We start from the raw sequence: 14,448 nt of genomic DNA on the forward strand, positions 1-14,448 counted from the left end.
CCGCGCCGGGGTGCGCGCGCGGGGCCCGGGCCCCGCGCCGGGGGGCGGCCGCGGGGGGCCCCCCCCCCCCCACACCAGGGGGCCGCGAACCCGCCGCGCCGAAGGCGCGGCCATCAAACCCAGCAATCAAACAGAGTCCTAGGCGCGGCCAACGAACACCGCCTACGCTCGACGCATGGTGGATCGAGTTCTTGTAACACTCGACGGCGCCGTCCAAGATCCGGACGCGCCGTTGTTGTTTGCCGACGACATCGGCGTACTGCGCGGTGATGGTGTCTTCGAGTCGGTTTTGGTTCGTGGCGGTAACCCGTGCGCGATCGAATTTCATCTAGGCCGCCTGCGTCGTTCGGCGCAGGCGCTCGATCTACCCGAGCTCGAGTTGGGCAAATGGCGAGACGCGGTCGAGACGGCGGCCAAGGAATGGGGGACCGAGAGTGAGGGGCTCATGCGGCTGGTCCTCACCCGCGGGCGCGATACCGAGCTGTCGGCCCCGTCCAGTGTGACTTCAGGTGATCTCGCGGCCGCGGTGCCGGTGCCGACCTCCTATGTGCTGGTGCTGCCGGTGCCGGACCGGGTGCAGAAGGCGCGCACCGACGGTGTCGCGGTGGTGTCGCTATCGCGCGGGATCTCGATCGATCTGGCCCAGGCCGCGCCGTGGCAGCTGCTGGGTGCGAAGACGCTGTCCTATGCCACCAATATGGCGGCGTTGCGGTTCGCGCAGCGGATGGGCGCTGATGACGTGATCTTCACCAGTACCGAGAACCGGGTGCTGGAGGGGCCGCGCTCGTCGGTGGTGATCGTGCGGGATAAGCACTTGATCACCCCGCCCGCGAAGAATGGCGTACTGCCGGGGGTCACCCAGCGCGCGATGTTCGCCGAGGCCGAGAAGGCCGGGTGGAAGTGCGGCTACGAATCGTTGTTCACCGCCGACCTGTTGACCTGCGACAGCATTTGGCTGCTTTCGAGCATCACGCTCGCCGCCAGGGTGAATTCACTGGATGGACTGCGCATGATGGCGCCGGACAACGCGGCCGAAATCATCGAATTGGTGGACCGAGGAGTGGAGCGGGCCGGAGCCATCGGCGATTGGTGAGTTCGCCGGGCCGTGATCTTCGTCCTACTACGGCATGTAGGAGTGCTCGGCGAGCTCGGAAAACGGGCCGTTGAGGGTCTAAAGCCCCGGTGTGTCGTGGCGTAGGACTCCTTGTTGGACCTCTAACCGGGCGTACTCTTACTACGACATGTCGTAGATCGGCGGGAGATCGGTTTTGAGCGTCCTGGACTTATCACGTTGGCAGTTCGGCATCACGACCGTCTATCACTTCATATTCGTACCGTTGACGATCGGTCTGGCCCCGCTGGTTGCGGGCATGCAGACCGCTTGGGTGATTACCGGCAAAGAGCACTGGTACCGGCTGACCAAATTCTTCGGCAAGCTATTCCTGATCAATTTCGCACTCGGTGTCGCGACCGGCATCGTGCAGGAATTTCAGTTCGGAATGAACTGGAGCGAATACTCCCGGTTCGTCGGTGACGTCTTCGGCGCACCGCTCGCGCTGGAGGCGCTGGTCGCATTCTTCCTGGAGTCGACCTTCCTCGGCTTGTGGATCTTCGGCTGGACCCGGTTGCCGAAAAAGCTGCATCTGGCGACGATCTGGCTCGTTGCGATCGGTGTGAATGCCTCCGCGTACTTCATCGTCGCGGCCAATTCGTTCATGCAGCACCCGGTCGGCGCCAAATACAACCCGGAGCGCGGGCGCGCCGAACTCACCAGCATCTGGACGGTGCTCACCAATAACACGACGCTGGCGGCGTTTCCGCACGTAGTCGCCGGAGCATTCCTTACCTCGGGGACTTTCGTGGTCGGCATCTGCGGCTGGTGGATGGTGCGCAATGCGCGCAGCGGTGAGGCCGCCAAAGTCGTTGAGGCGCAAACGATGTGGCGCTCGGGCGGCCGCGCTGGCCTATGGGTGATCGTCATCGCCGGTGTCGCGCTGTTCTTCACCGGCGATGTACAGGGCAAGCTGATGTTCGAACAGCAGCCGATGAAAATGGCCTCTGCGGAGTCGCTGTGCAATACCGCAACCGATCCGGACTTCTCGGTGCTGACCATCGGCACGCACAACAATTGCGACAGCGTGACCCACGTGCTCGAGGTGCCCTATGTGTTGCCGTATTTGGCCAAGGGCAAGTTCAGCGACGTCACGCTGGACGGTGTCACCGATCTGCAGCACGCCTACAACGCGAAGTTCGGGCCCGGCGACTACCGACCCAACTTGTTCGTCACCTACTGGTCCTTCCGCGCCATGATCGGCCTGTCGGCCGGTGCGATCCTGCTCTGGTTGGTCGGCCTGTGGCTGACCCGCGGCGGCCGGATCACCGATAAGCGCTGGTACTCGTGGCTGTGCCTGATCGCCATCCCGACTCCGTTCCTGGCCAATAGCGCGGGCTGGGTCTTCACCGAAATGGGCAGGCAGCCCTGGGTTGTCGCGCCGAATCCGACGGGTGACCAGAGCCTGCGGCTGATGGTGCAGCAGGGCGTCTCCGACCATGTCGCAGGCACGGTGATCACCTCGCTCGTCGTGTTCACCCTGCTGTACGGCGCGCTCGCGGTGGTCTGGTTCTACCTGATGCGGCGGTACACGGTCGCCGGAGCCGAAGCGCCCGCGACGACTTCGCCCGGCGGACCAGACGATACGGGCGGCCGTGATCGGACCGAAGAACCTGCCGTCGAACAGCTTTCGTTCGCCTATTAGGAGCCGATGATGAATTTGCAACAGTTCTGGTTTCTGCTGATCGGCGTCTTGTTCACCGGCTACTTCGTGCTGGAAGGCTTCGACTTCGGAGTAGGCATGCTGATGCCGATCCTCGGCAAGGGCAGCGATACCCGAAGGCGGGTGGTGCTCAATACGATCGGGCCGGTATGGGACGGCAACGAAGTCTGGTTGCTGACTGCGGGCGGTGCGATGTTCGCGGCCTTTCCGGAGTGGTACGCGAGCCTGTTCTCCGGTTTCTATATCGCGCTGCTACTGGTGCTGGTCGCGCTGATCGTGCGGGTCTGCGCCATCGAATATCGCAGCAAGATCGACGATGCGCGGTGGCGGGCCTGGTGTGATGTCGCGATCGGAATCGGTTCCTGGGTACCGGCATTGGCGTGGGGCTGGGTATTCGCGAATGTGGTGCGCGGGGTGCCGCTGAACGAGAAGAAGCACATCACCGGTTCGGTGTGGGATCTGCTCGGGCCGTACGCATTGCTCGGCGGGCTCGCGACCGGATTGCTGTTCGCGCTGCACGGTGCGGTCTTCCTGGTGTTGAAGACCGGCGGTGAAGTACGCGACGATGCGGCGAAGACGGTGCGGTTGCTGCTGATGCCGACCGCGGTGGTGGTCGGGGTGTTCGGGGTGTGGACGCAGTTGGCGTACGGAACCGGATGGACCTGGATTCCGCTGGCGCTGGCGGTGATCGGGCTGCTGCTCGCGGGTGCGGCGAGTTTCGCCGACCGCGACGGGTGGGCGTTCGTCGGCACGGCGGTCACCACCGCGGCGGCGACGGTGCTGCTGTTCGGGTCGCTGTATCCGAATGTGCTGCCGTCCACCATCAGCGACATGTTCAATCTGACCATCGACAATGCCTCCTCCACGCCGTACACGCTGAAGGTGATGAGCTGGGCGGCCTTAATCGTCACGCCCGTGGTGCTCGGCTACCAGGGTTGGACATATTGGGTATTCCGCAAACGGATTACGGTCGAGCAGATTCCCGCGCCGATCGGCCTGCCGTTGGAAGCCGTCAAGGACTGATCATGGCTCGTCCACCCGTCGACCCCCGGTTGTGGAAGTACGCGCGCTCGACCCGCCGCTATCTGGTGCTGAGTGTGGCACTGTCCGTGGTGATCACCGGTTCGATCGTGGTCACGGCGGTCGCGCTGGCGAAGGTACTGGCCGGGGTCGTCACCGATCCCGGCCGGCGCAGCTTCGGTGTTTGGACATTCGAGTTGGTTGTGCTCGGCGTCGCTATCGGCTGCCGGGTGCTGGCCACCTGGGTGCAGTCGCGGATCGCGCATCGGGCGGGGGCCGAGGTGGTTGCGGAACTGGAAACCGCGGTGCTTGCCGCCGGGGCTCAGCTGCCACCGCGCGAACTCGAAACTCGGCGAACCGAACTGGCGGTTGTCGTGAGTACCGGACTGACGGGGCTGCGGGCGTATCTCACCGGGTATCTGCCCGCGCTGCTCCTCGCTTGCCTGGTTCCGCCGATCGTGTTGGTGGTCATCGGATTTCACGATCCGATCTCCGGTGTGATCGCGGTGGTCACACTGCCGTTGATTCCGGTGTTCATGGTGCTCATCGGACTGCTCACGCAGGGGCGGGCGGAGGCCACGCTCGTCGCCACAACTCGGTTGTCGGATCAACTGCTCGATCTCTTTGCCGGGATGCCGACGTTGCGTGCGTTGGGGCGGGAGGGGAGCGCGGGGCGGACGGGTTCGATGGAACATCGCGTGCGCGCGCTCGGGGATGCGTTGCGGCAGCGCACTATGCGTGCGCTTCGGATCGCGTTCCTGTCGTCGATGGTGCTCGAGATGCTTGCCACGTTGAGCGTCGCATTGATCGCGGTGTCCATCGGTCTGCGGCTGGTGTACGGCGAGATGAGTCTCTATGCCGGCCTGGTGGCGTTGATTCTCGCGCCGGAGGTGTATCTGCCGTTGCGGATGGTGGGGGAGCGGTTTCATGCGGCGCAGGACGGAATGGCGGCTGCCGACAAGGCTTTTGCTGTGCTCGAGTCTCCCGCGGGTATGCAGGTGCAGGCCGAATCGGGTGCCGGTGGTCAGGCGGCTGGCGGGGACACGGGTGCTGGTCGGTCGGTCTCGGACGCTGGTGGGGCCGGTGCCATGGTTGGCGATGCGGGTGCTCTCCGCTCGGGTTCGAGCACGAATGCTGTGGCCGCTGTCGGCTCCCGCCATCGGATTGCCGGCAGCGAGGAGGCTGTGCTGAGTGGGGACGGCGGAGGCGATATCAGCGAACTCGGTTCAACGGCACTGAGTGGCAATCGCGCCGACACGAGGCCTGGAGTCGGCAGAGATGGCCAGGGCCGCATCGAGATATGTGATCTCTCGGTACCGGCCCGGGACGGTTTTGCGCCCGCCGGGCTGACAGCGGAGTTCCGGCCGGGGCTGGTGACGGTGTTGACCGGACCCAACGGGAGCGGTAAATCGACTGCGCTGCAAGCAATTCTAGGTTTGATCAGGCCCGAGCGCGGCGCAGTGAAGGTCGACGGCACAGATGTAGGTGACCTCGATCAGGACGCGTGGTGGTCGCGTGTTGCCTGGCTGCCGCAGCGTCCGGTGTTGGTCCCGGGAACACTGCGCGAGAATCTCGAACTGCTCGGCGCACGCACGCCCGAAACCACCGCCAAGGGCGCGGCCCGCGTACTCGACGAACTCGAAGCCGCCTGCATTGCAACCGGATTCGACACGGTACTCGACGAACTCCCCGACGGCTGGAACACGATCGTCGGCGCGGGCGGCATAGGCCTCTCCCTCGGCCAGCGCCAACGCCTTGCCCTGACCAGAGTGCTCGCCGCCGAGCGCCCCATCCTCCTCCTGGACGAACCAACCGCCCACCTGGACCCCGCAGCCGAAGCGACCGTCCTTGCGGCCCTACAGCAGCGAGCTCGCACCGGTGCCACCGTCATCGTCATAGCCCACCGCCCGACTGTCCTCACTGCCGCCGACCACATAATCCCCGTTCACTCCACCGAACCCCAGGCAGTCGCTTCATGAACCGCGCGGGAGACGTTTCGGTGCCGAGGACAATGGCTCGTCGTGGCGGCCGCGCAGCGGTAGCGGATCTGCGGCAGATGTGGGGGCTGCTCGAGTTGTCGCCATGGCGAGTTGCGGTGGCGATCGGTTGGGGCGTGTTGGCGCTGGGCAGCGGGCTCGGGCTGGCGGCGTTGGCGGCGTGGTTGATCGCGCGTGCCTGGGAGATGCCGCCGGTGCTCGATCTGAGCGTTGCTGTTGTCGCGGTGCGGGCGCTGGGTATCTCCCGTGGGTTGTGCCGATATCTGGAACGCCTTGCCACCCATGACGTTGCGCTGCGTGCGATGACGGCCGCTCGGACAACCGTTTACCGGACCCTCGCCCAATCGGACGCCTGGATGCGGCGGGACGCGCGAGGCGGCGATATAGACGGAGCGGTCTACACCGGTGGGACATCGATGCACGGACTGTCCAGGCGCAGTGGCGAGGTGACTTCGTTCGGCCCGGAAAATATCTCAGACCGCAGCGTCGACGGGCCGGTCGCCGCGACGGACTCCACGAGCGCGGATGGTGCGGCATCGTTGCGGCGTGGGGACCTGCTGGTTCGAATCGGCAGCGATATCGACGATCTCGGCGCTGTGGTGGTGCGTGTGTTCGTACCGATCGCCGTCGCGATTGTGCTGGCGCTGGCCGCAGTCGGACTCATGGCCACCATTTCGGTTGGGGCGGCGGCCATTCTGGCGGTATCACTCGGTATTGCCGGAATCGTTGCACCGTGGCTGTCGGGGTGGGCCGCCCGTGCGGCCGAGCGTGCGGTGCGCGCCGACCGCGCCGAATTCACCGCGCAAGCACTCACGGTCCTCGACCACGCGGCTGAACTCCGCGTCGCGGGCAAGCTGGATGCCGCGCTGGCGGCCGCCGACCGCGCCGGACAACGTGCGGTCGCCGCGGAGGATTCCGCGGCCGCACGCAGCGCCTGGGCCGCCGCGGCGACGCCCCTCTCGATCGGCGTCAGCGTCCTCGGAGCCCTCCTGATCGGCATAGCCGGCTATGGCGCCAACCCGCCGGCAATGACCCCCATGGCCCTAACCATTCTCGTCCTGCTTCCCCTCTCGGCCTTCGAAGCAGTCGCCCCACTCCCCGCCGCCGCCCAGGCCCTGACCACCGCCCGCGCCGCCCTCCACCGCCTACCCCTGCTCGAGATAGCCACGCGAAACCCGATGGCACAGCAGCACTCGCGGACTTCCGGTCGTGTCGATGCAGTCATCCGCGGCGGGCCAGGTCTATTGCCGGCCAGTGCGACCGGCTGCACGGAGGGCAGCGGGTGTGGCATCGCTGGCTCATCTCCGGAGGGCCTAACGTGGGCTTCCGATCGCCCAGGTGTCGATGCCGACATCCGCGACGCACGAAATCTATTGCCGGTCAACCTCCCCGAGCGTCCGGCAGGAAAGCGGATTGCGGTCGTCGGACCGAGCGGGGCGGGTAAGACCACGTTGCTCATGGCGTGGGCGGGGCTGTTCAGTACGCCCGCACCCGGCGTGACGTTCTTTGCCGAGGATGCGCACATCTTCGGCACATCCGTGCTCGAGAACCTGCGTGTCGCGCGTGGCGATCTCACTGCCGAGGCGGCCGAGAAGGCCTTGTGCGTGGTCGGTCTCGGGAATTGGCTGGAATCGCTACCGGATGGTGTGCACACCGATCTGGTAGGGGGTGCGGCGGCGGTTTCGGGTGGGCAGCGGCGGCGGATTCTGCTCGCCCGGGCGCTCCTTTCGCCCGCGCGGGTGCTGCTGCTCGATGAGCCGACCGAACATCTCGAGGCCGAGGCGGGCGCCCGATTGCTACGCGAGCTGCTCGATGTCGACAGCGGTCTGGTCGGACCCGACCGAATTGTGGTTGTCGTCACACATCAGCTGCCAGCCGATCACCGCGCCGAAGTGGTGCTGCAAATCGATGCATCAGGCCAGGTCACGACCATTGGCGAAGTCGAGGAGCACACCGGTTCAGCGCCCCGCGAAATTCCGTTGCCGACCTACTGACGACTGACTAGATTCGTTTGTACACAAGGAAGGAGGTGGTTCGAAGAATGTATGTTCATAGGACTTGTGAGGTGGCTGTCCGCTAGCGCCACCGCTGCAACGGATTCCGTTCGCGCGAGTGCTGAGCGAATTCCAGGCAGCCACCCGGCCCCCGAGCTACCGGTCTAGTCCGACCGGGACCCATGCAGGCTTCACCGCCGGCAGGGTACGGCTCGGGGGTCGTTCCTTTTTCGGCACAATTCCCTCGGACGGTAGAGTCCGGCGACCGGGTTCGACACGAGGGGTAGCCGATGCCATCGGAGGGTCTTGCGGCAGTGGTTGGACGCCGCATCAGGGCGGTTCGCCGCATGTTCTACGTACAGGGCAGTGATGTGGACCGCACCGAAGGCCCCATCGAATTGACCTTCGATGACGGTTCGGTGCTGCTGCTGGATGCCGGCACCGACGGCGAGGAACTCCTTGTCGCATCGACCCCGTGGCGCGACCCGTTCGCCGGTCTCACCGAACCCGAATACATCGAATACGTCGCCGAATCCGGCAAATACACCGCCTTCGACGTCGGCTCCGAATCCCCGTACTCACACCTGATCGGCTCCCACATCGCCGGCGTCTCCGAATCCCGCCTGCACGACGACCGCCTCCGCGCCGCCGTCCTCGAAGTGAACGGCGCCAAACTCGCTATCGAAACCCTCGCCGACGAACTCCTCGTCACCTGGCACCCAACCTGATTCGACCCGTATGCCCGATGTCCGAGCCGTTCCTTTCTGATGAAGCTCCATCCCGACAGGCGCTACGCTGGGGCAATGACCGTTGAGCCGTTGCCCGACTGGGTGATCCCGCCTGCAGGTGGATTCACCGTCGAGGACTTTCTGGAGCTGCGCGGCCTTCCCAAGCACACCGAGTTGATCGATGGGGGTCTGGTCTTCGTGAGTCCGCAGGAAATGTGGCACAGCCGGGCCGTGTCGGTTCTCTGGCGGGACCTCGATCAACAAACTCCGCCGGATCTCTACGCCGACCGTGAAATGGCCGTCAAACTCGGACCGCGTCAGATGCCGGAACCAGATGTCCTGGTGGTCAACAAAGCGGCGACTCGTCGAGCAGCTCCATCTACCTACTACTTCGCTGAGGACGTCGTTCTTGCGGTCGAGGCAGTGTCTCCTGATTCCGAAGAACGCGACCGGGAGACGAAGCCAGCCAAGTATGCAAAGGCAGGAATCCTGAACTACTGGCGGGTCGAGCGTCGTGACGATGAAGCCGTCGTCTACGTCTACGAACTCGACCCCGCCACAGCAACTTACGGCCTGGTCGGCATCTTCCACGACCGCCTGAAGATCAACGTGCCGTTTCCGATCGACATCGACCTGACATCGATCTGGCCGCGCAGCTAACCGATGTAGCGCTGCAACCGTGCCGACAGGCGGGGCTCCAAGGGACCGTCGGCCACTACCCGCTCCTCGACGTAGGCGAGATCACCGCCTTCGACGATGCCGTACAACCGTTTGGCTCCGCCGACGACGATGCCGGATTGGCTGCGGATGACGACATCGGTGGCCAATTCCCAGGAGGATTGGGTCAGCGCGGTGCCGTAGAAGAGTTCGACGATGCCGGTGCTGTGGGTCAGCAGCAGTTCGATGACCTCGTCATCACCGTCGATGCCGACCCGCCAGAAGCCGCTCTCGCGCAGGTCGGGGCCGCCGTAGGAGCCGTCGGATGCGATGACCCAGGAACGCGAGTCCCAGGCCAGGTAATCGCCACCGTCGTGAGAGACGATGATCTGCTGGCCGAAGCGGTAGTCGCCGCGAGCAGGATCGTTGCCTTCACCCTCACCGCGCCACACACCGACCATCGGCAGCAGCGCAAGCATCGATGAACTCAGATCCGGACCGAGCCGCAGATTCGCGGTGTCCTCGGGCAGCGGCAGATCCGGTAGCACCGGAATATTGCGCGCACCAGTCCATTTCGCCCGTTCGGCCGCCTCGGCCACGGCCTCGTCGCCACTGCGGCGCGGGGCCGACTCGGCCGGGCCGTTGCCGTTCAGTTGTTCACTCGCTCGCTCGGCCGGGTTGGAACCTTCGCTCGCGAGTTCACTCATGATTCGGTGAACAACCGGTAGAAGACGTACAGGCCGAACCAGCCGATCAGAACGGCCACGGCCACCAGCAGAATCTCGAAGAAGAGGACCACAACTGGAGTCTAACGAGTTACGTCCGGCCCAGCACAACGGCCCCGTTGCTTCCCAGTTACCGGGAAACGACGGGGCCGTCGGCGCAATTACTTACTTGGCGACTGCCACATCCACGGCGTGGATGCCGGCACCCTCCGGACGAACCTCGGCCGAGCCGTTGCCCGAGGCGGACAACGCCCGCACGGTCCACGCTCCCGGCGCCGCGAAGAAGCGGAAATCACCGGTGCCCGAGGCCACGACCTCGGCGGTGAAGTCACCGTTGCCGTCGAGCAGGCGCACGAACGCGCCGCCGACGGGCTGGCCGTCGGTGCTCAGAACACGGCCGGTGATGACCGTTTCCTTCTCGACATCGACTCCGGCCGGAATGGCCTGTCCCTGGGTAGGCGCTGCGCACATGTGATTACTCTCCCAATTCGATCGGTGCACCGACGAGCGAGCCGTATTCGGTCCAGCTGCCGTCGTAGTTCTTGACATTCTGGTGGCCCAGCAGCTCCTGCAGCACGAACCAGGTGTGCGAGGAACGCTCACCGATGCGGCAGTAGGCGATGGTGTCCTTGGATCCGTCCAGTCCGGCCTCGCCGTAGATCTCGGTCAGCTCGGCATCGGACTTGAAGGTGCCGTCCTCGTTCGCGGCCTTGCTCCACGGCACGTTGATGGCGCCGGGGATATGGCCGGGGCGCTGGCTCTGCTCCTGCGGCAGATGGGCCGGAGCCAGGATCTTGCCGGAGAACTCGTCAGGGGAGCGCACGTCGACCAGGTTCTTGGCGCCGATGGCGGCGATGACCTCGTCGCGGAATGCGCGGATGGTCAGGTCGGGGGCGGCGGCCTTGTACTGGGTGGCCGGGCGGTTCACGGCGTCGCGGGACAGCGGACGACCGTCGAGCTCCCACTTCTTGCGGCCGCCGTCGAGCAGCTTGACGTTGTTGTGGCCGTACAGCTTGAAGTACCAGTAGGCGTACGCGGCGAACCAGTTGTTGTTGCCGCCGTAGAGCACGACCTCGTCGTCGTTCGAGATGCCGCGCGCCGAGAGCAGATCGGAGAACTGCTCCTGGTTCACGAAGTCCCGACGAACCTGATCCTGCAGGTCCTTCTTCCAGTCGAGCCGAACGGCACCCTCGATGTGGCCGCCGTCGTAGGCGGAGGTGTCCTCATCGACCTCGACGAAGACGACGCCGGGGGCGTTGAGGTTCTCTTCGGCCCAGTCAACGGAGACCAGGACATCGGAGCGAGCCATGTTGTTCCTTTCGGGGTGGTGACTTGCAGTGTCAGTTCGCCGGGGACCCAGCGGTGTTCGTGTCAGGCCCGGAGGCGGTAGCTTGCGTGACCACGGAGGGCCCGCGAACACCGCCCATCGGCCCTGCCCGGCGGAGTCGGGCTACCAGCGGATAGATCTGGCAACCCAGGCAGATCCCGAACGCCGCGTTCAAGAACGCCGCGAACAGGGCGAAGCCGGCGAACACCGCGCCGACGACGGTAGAGCCGACCAGGAAACCCAGCAGGCTGACGGCACTGAAGACCAGGCCGAGTAGTTGGGCGAACCGCAGCGGGGCCACGGGTTCGGTTTCGAGGGTCGGACCGAGGCGCGGCGCGACGAACGCGGCGAAGATCCGGCCGTAGGGATGCCGACGCGGACCGTAGGCCGCGCCGATCGCGAACACCACCGCCTGGGCGGCGATGAGCACTGCGGCGACCGGTGTCGAAACTGCTGCGGCGAGCACGACAAGAACGAGCACGCCGGTGGTGACCCACGCGGCGAAGCGTGGACCGCGCACATCTACGACGGCGGGAATTCCGGTCTCAACGGTTGTGTTTCGGGAATTTGTGGACATTGTGCGTACTCCTGCGCTGAATTTCGCTGTTGGCGGGAAAAATGCCAGTTCGCCGGGGGATCCAGAGATCACTCGCACGACGGACGCAGGTCGGCATCAGGAATTCTGAGGGAGCCGACCGCTCAGCCACACAGGCAGCAACAACCACCGAGGCGACACAGGTCAACTGTGCGGCGTCGGGTGAGCATCAGCTCGTGGTTGGCTTGCACGCAGAGGAGTTTACCTGGTTCTGCCGGAGAATTGGACCCGGGGTACGTCACAGTTGCTATGAACCCTTGTCACGCCCTGTTTTTCCACCGTCAGCGGCGATCCACCGGAAGAGTTACCCCACAGTCAGCGGCTCGAGCGCGGTGCGCAGGTCCGCGGACTTGGGAACGCCGGAGATACGGAATCGTTCCCGCCCTTCGATATCGAAGACGAAGGTGGTCGGCAGCGAGAGCACGTTCAGTTCCTTGGCCAGCGCGGGCTCGGCATCGATATCGACCTCGATATCCAGCGGCGGGCGCGGCGATCCGGACAATTCCTCGGTCACTCCGGCGACGACCCGGCGCACCGCGGCGCACGGTCCGCACCAGTCGGCAGAGAAGTGCAGCACCGCCGGGCCCGAGTTGTCGGCGCCGACCGATGCCAGCAGATCGGTGCGCGCCGACTCGTCCTGAGTCTCGGTGCCGCTCGCGCGCAGCGTGCCGTTGCGGCGCTGCAGCACCACCCCGACCGCCACCGTGGCGAGCAGCACCACCAGCAGGATTGTGATTTCAATCATGGTCGCCGCAATCTGTCCAGGTCGATGGTCACGTTCTCGGCCTTGGCGTCGATGACGATCTGGCCGCCCTGTGCCGAGACCTTCGTCGGCCGCAGCCCGAACGGCAGTTCGTTCGTATCGATTGTCCGGGTGAACTGCTCGAGCACCTTGGGGCGCTCGGTATCGGTGACGACCGCGGTCGTCGTTGCATCACCCGTACCACGGTAGATGCTGGTCGCGATGATCTTGACCTGATCGCCGTCGACCACGAGATCTGCCGTCACACTCACATTGTCACCGCCGAGCTGTGCACCCGGCTTGCTCGGCGCCCTGCCGGGCATGGTGCCGGTGAGCAGGAGTTGCCCGCCGGTGGTCATACCGGACCCGCCCGATCCGCCCGTGCCGTCGGATTTATTCCCCGGGGCTGAATGTACTTGCAGGTCAGGGATTTTGAACAGCTTGCCGAGTTCGGTCGGCTCGAGCCGCATCTGCCCCTCGACCCGATCCACCGGAACCGCGCGCACGTTCCCGTCGGTGAGGTCGCCGATGGAAAGGTGGGCTCCGGTCAACGTCGCGCCGATCGAGATTTCGCCGGGGATATCGGGTCGCATGACGCGCGCGCGGATATCGACGGTCTGGTAGCGGCCGTCGAGCGCCTGGGTGAGAAAGGGGAACCCAAAGATGACCACGTCGGGATCCGCGGTGAGGTCGGCGCCAACACGCAGGGCACGCGACACGCGGTACTCGGAGTAGGCGGCGGCGCCGAAATCGATGACTACCGCCAGTGCCGCGAGGCACAGCAGCCCGATGATCAGCTTGCGCATGCGGGCAACACTACTTGGCGGTGCGTTTCGGGTATCGCACGTCTCTGTCGAGGTGCCACACTAACCCCGGATGGCGAGGTCATCGGTGTTCACGCGCTAATCTTGCATCCGATTACCTGTGATCAGCGACGTGGCCCCGGCGGTGTGGCTGTTGTCCGGAGCTACTAGATGGGAGGAGGGCTTGTGGAGCTGCTCCTGCTGACCTCCGACCCCAACCCTGAGTCGGTACTGCCCGCACTGTCGCTGCTGGCGCACAATGTGCGCCCGGCGCCGACCGAGGTGGCGTCCCTGCTCGAGGCGGGGACCGCGGATGTCGCGCTCGTCGATGCGCGCACCGACCTGGCCGCGGCCCGCGGCCTGTGCCGACTACTCGGCAGCACCGGCTCGTCGGTGCCGGTGGTCGCCGTGCTGACCGAGGGCGGACTGGTCGCGGTCAATGCCGACTGGGGCCTGGACGACATTCTGCTGCCCGGTACCGGACCGGCCGAACTGGACGCCCGGCTGCGCCTGCTGGTCGGCCGCAACGGCGGTGTCGCGAGCCCGGAGAACACCGGCAAGATCACCCTCGGTGAATTGGTGATCGATGAGGGCACCTATACCGCCCGGCTGCGCGGTCGCCCGCTGGATCTCACCTACAAGGAATTCGAACTTCTCAAATACCTCGCACAGCACGCGGGCCGGGTCTTCACCCGGGCCCAGCTGCTGCAGGAGGTCTGGGGCTACGACTTCTTCGGTGGCACCCGCACCGTCGACGTGCACGTGCGACGCCTGCGCGCCAAGCTCGGCAGCGAGTACGAATCGCTGATCGGCACCGTCCGCAATGTCGGCTACAAGGCCGTCCGACCCGCGCGCACCACCAAGGGCGATCACGTCACGTTCCACGAGGACGAATCGGCCGAGGGCACCGACGACTCCCCGCCTGTCACCGTCAACGGTTCCGTGCCGTAGCAGCTCGGGATCGAGTGGAATCCATGGCGGCATTCGAGCCCTTGGGCTCAAGGGGTGATTGCAACAGCACCGTCGAGTGATCGAAGGGGTTGTTGGATGGAGTCGTTGGGTCCGAGCCGGGTGGTGGTGCGCCGG

Annotated in this window: 14 protein-coding genes; 8 read left to right on the plus strand and 6 right to left on the minus strand. The window is 65.4% G+C overall.

Annotated elements, in window-relative coordinates:
- The first annotated feature begins 175 nt into the window (after positions 1–175).
- The 7 genes from ACIBJI_RS42175 (at position 176) to ACIBJI_RS42205 (ending at position 9,173) form a co-directional block, all read left to right on the plus strand.
- Positions 176–1,093: an aminodeoxychorismate lyase gene (locus ACIBJI_RS42175; protein ID WP_364346994.1), complete on the plus strand. Its 918-nt coding sequence runs from the start codon at positions 176–178 to the stop codon at positions 1,091–1,093.
- Between the two features lie 175 nt (positions 1,094–1,268).
- The gene (locus tag ACIBJI_RS42180) at positions 1,269–2,756 is read left to right on the plus strand and encodes a cytochrome ubiquinol oxidase subunit I (protein WP_364346996.1); all 1,488 of its coding nucleotides are present in this window, start codon (positions 1,269–1,271) and stop codon (positions 2,754–2,756) included.
- 9 nt (positions 2,757–2,765) lie between these two features.
- Positions 2,766–3,797 (plus strand): cytochrome d ubiquinol oxidase subunit II, encoded by a 1,032-nt coding sequence (gene cydB / locus ACIBJI_RS42185; RefSeq protein ID WP_364346998.1) that lies wholly within the window; start codon positions 2,766–2,768, stop codon positions 3,795–3,797.
- A 2-nt stretch (positions 3,798–3,799) separates the two neighbouring features.
- Complete coding sequence (locus ACIBJI_RS42190; RefSeq protein ID WP_397088801.1) at positions 3,800–5,773, plus strand: ABC transporter ATP-binding protein/permease; 1,974 nt, start codon at positions 3,800–3,802, stop codon at positions 5,771–5,773.
- A gap of 32 nt (positions 5,774–5,805) precedes the next feature.
- Positions 5,806–7,785 (plus strand): ATP-binding cassette domain-containing protein, encoded by a 1,980-nt coding sequence (locus ACIBJI_RS42195; protein ID WP_397088807.1) that lies wholly within the window; start codon positions 5,806–5,808, stop codon positions 7,783–7,785.
- A 290-nt stretch (positions 7,786–8,075) separates the two neighbouring features.
- Positions 8,076–8,513: a hypothetical protein gene (locus ACIBJI_RS42200; protein ID WP_397088803.1), complete on the plus strand. Its 438-nt coding sequence runs from the start codon at positions 8,076–8,078 to the stop codon at positions 8,511–8,513.
- A 75-nt stretch (positions 8,514–8,588) separates the two neighbouring features.
- Positions 8,589–9,173, plus strand: coding sequence for a Uma2 family endonuclease (locus ACIBJI_RS42205; protein ID WP_397088805.1), 585 nt, complete (start codon positions 8,589–8,591; stop codon positions 9,171–9,173).
- Here ACIBJI_RS42205 and ACIBJI_RS42210 read toward each other — a convergent pair.
- The 6 genes from ACIBJI_RS42210 to ACIBJI_RS42235 all read right to left on the minus strand — a co-directional run bounded on the left by ACIBJI_RS42210 (position 9,170) and on the right by ACIBJI_RS42235 (position 13,365).
- On the minus strand, positions 9,170–9,877 hold the full coding sequence (locus tag ACIBJI_RS42210) for an FABP family protein (RefSeq protein WP_364347006.1): 708 nt from the start codon (positions 9,875–9,877) through the stop codon (positions 9,170–9,172). The two genes, ACIBJI_RS42205 and ACIBJI_RS42210, sit on opposite strands and share 4 nt — an antisense overlap.
- A 183-nt stretch (positions 9,878–10,060) precedes the next feature.
- Complete coding sequence (locus ACIBJI_RS42215; protein ID WP_364347008.1) at positions 10,061–10,366, minus strand: DUF1416 domain-containing protein; 306 nt, start codon at positions 10,364–10,366, stop codon at positions 10,061–10,063.
- 4 nt (positions 10,367–10,370) lie between these two features.
- Complete coding sequence (locus ACIBJI_RS42220; protein WP_364347010.1) at positions 10,371–11,204, minus strand: sulfurtransferase; 834 nt, start codon at positions 11,202–11,204, stop codon at positions 10,371–10,373.
- A gap of 31 nt (positions 11,205–11,235) precedes the next feature.
- A complete protein-coding gene (locus ACIBJI_RS42225; RefSeq protein WP_364347012.1) occupies positions 11,236–11,799 on the minus strand; it encodes a DUF4395 domain-containing protein in 564 nt (187 codons plus the stop codon).
- A gap of 322 nt (positions 11,800–12,121) precedes the next feature.
- Entirely contained in the window at positions 12,122–12,562 is a 441-nt protein-coding gene (locus ACIBJI_RS42230) for a thioredoxin family protein (protein WP_364347014.1), read from the minus strand.
- Positions 12,559–13,365, minus strand: a complete 807-nt coding sequence (locus ACIBJI_RS42235) for an LmeA family phospholipid-binding protein (protein WP_364347016.1) — start codon at positions 13,363–13,365, stop codon at positions 12,559–12,561. The genes ACIBJI_RS42230 and ACIBJI_RS42235 overlap by 4 nt, the downstream gene beginning before the upstream one ends.
- 183 nt (positions 13,366–13,548) lie before the next feature.
- Here ACIBJI_RS42235 and ACIBJI_RS42240 point away from each other — a divergent pair, with 183 nt between their 5' ends.
- The gene (locus tag ACIBJI_RS42240) at positions 13,549–14,313 is read left to right on the plus strand and encodes a response regulator transcription factor (protein WP_364347018.1); all 765 of its coding nucleotides are present in this window, start codon (positions 13,549–13,551) and stop codon (positions 14,311–14,313) included.
- Positions 14,314–14,448: the final 135 nt, after the last annotated feature.

It is taken from the genome of Nocardia sp. NPDC050408, from assembly GCF_044458905.1.
In the GTDB taxonomy this organism is placed as follows: Bacteria; Actinomycetota; Actinomycetes; order Mycobacteriales; family Mycobacteriaceae; genus Nocardia.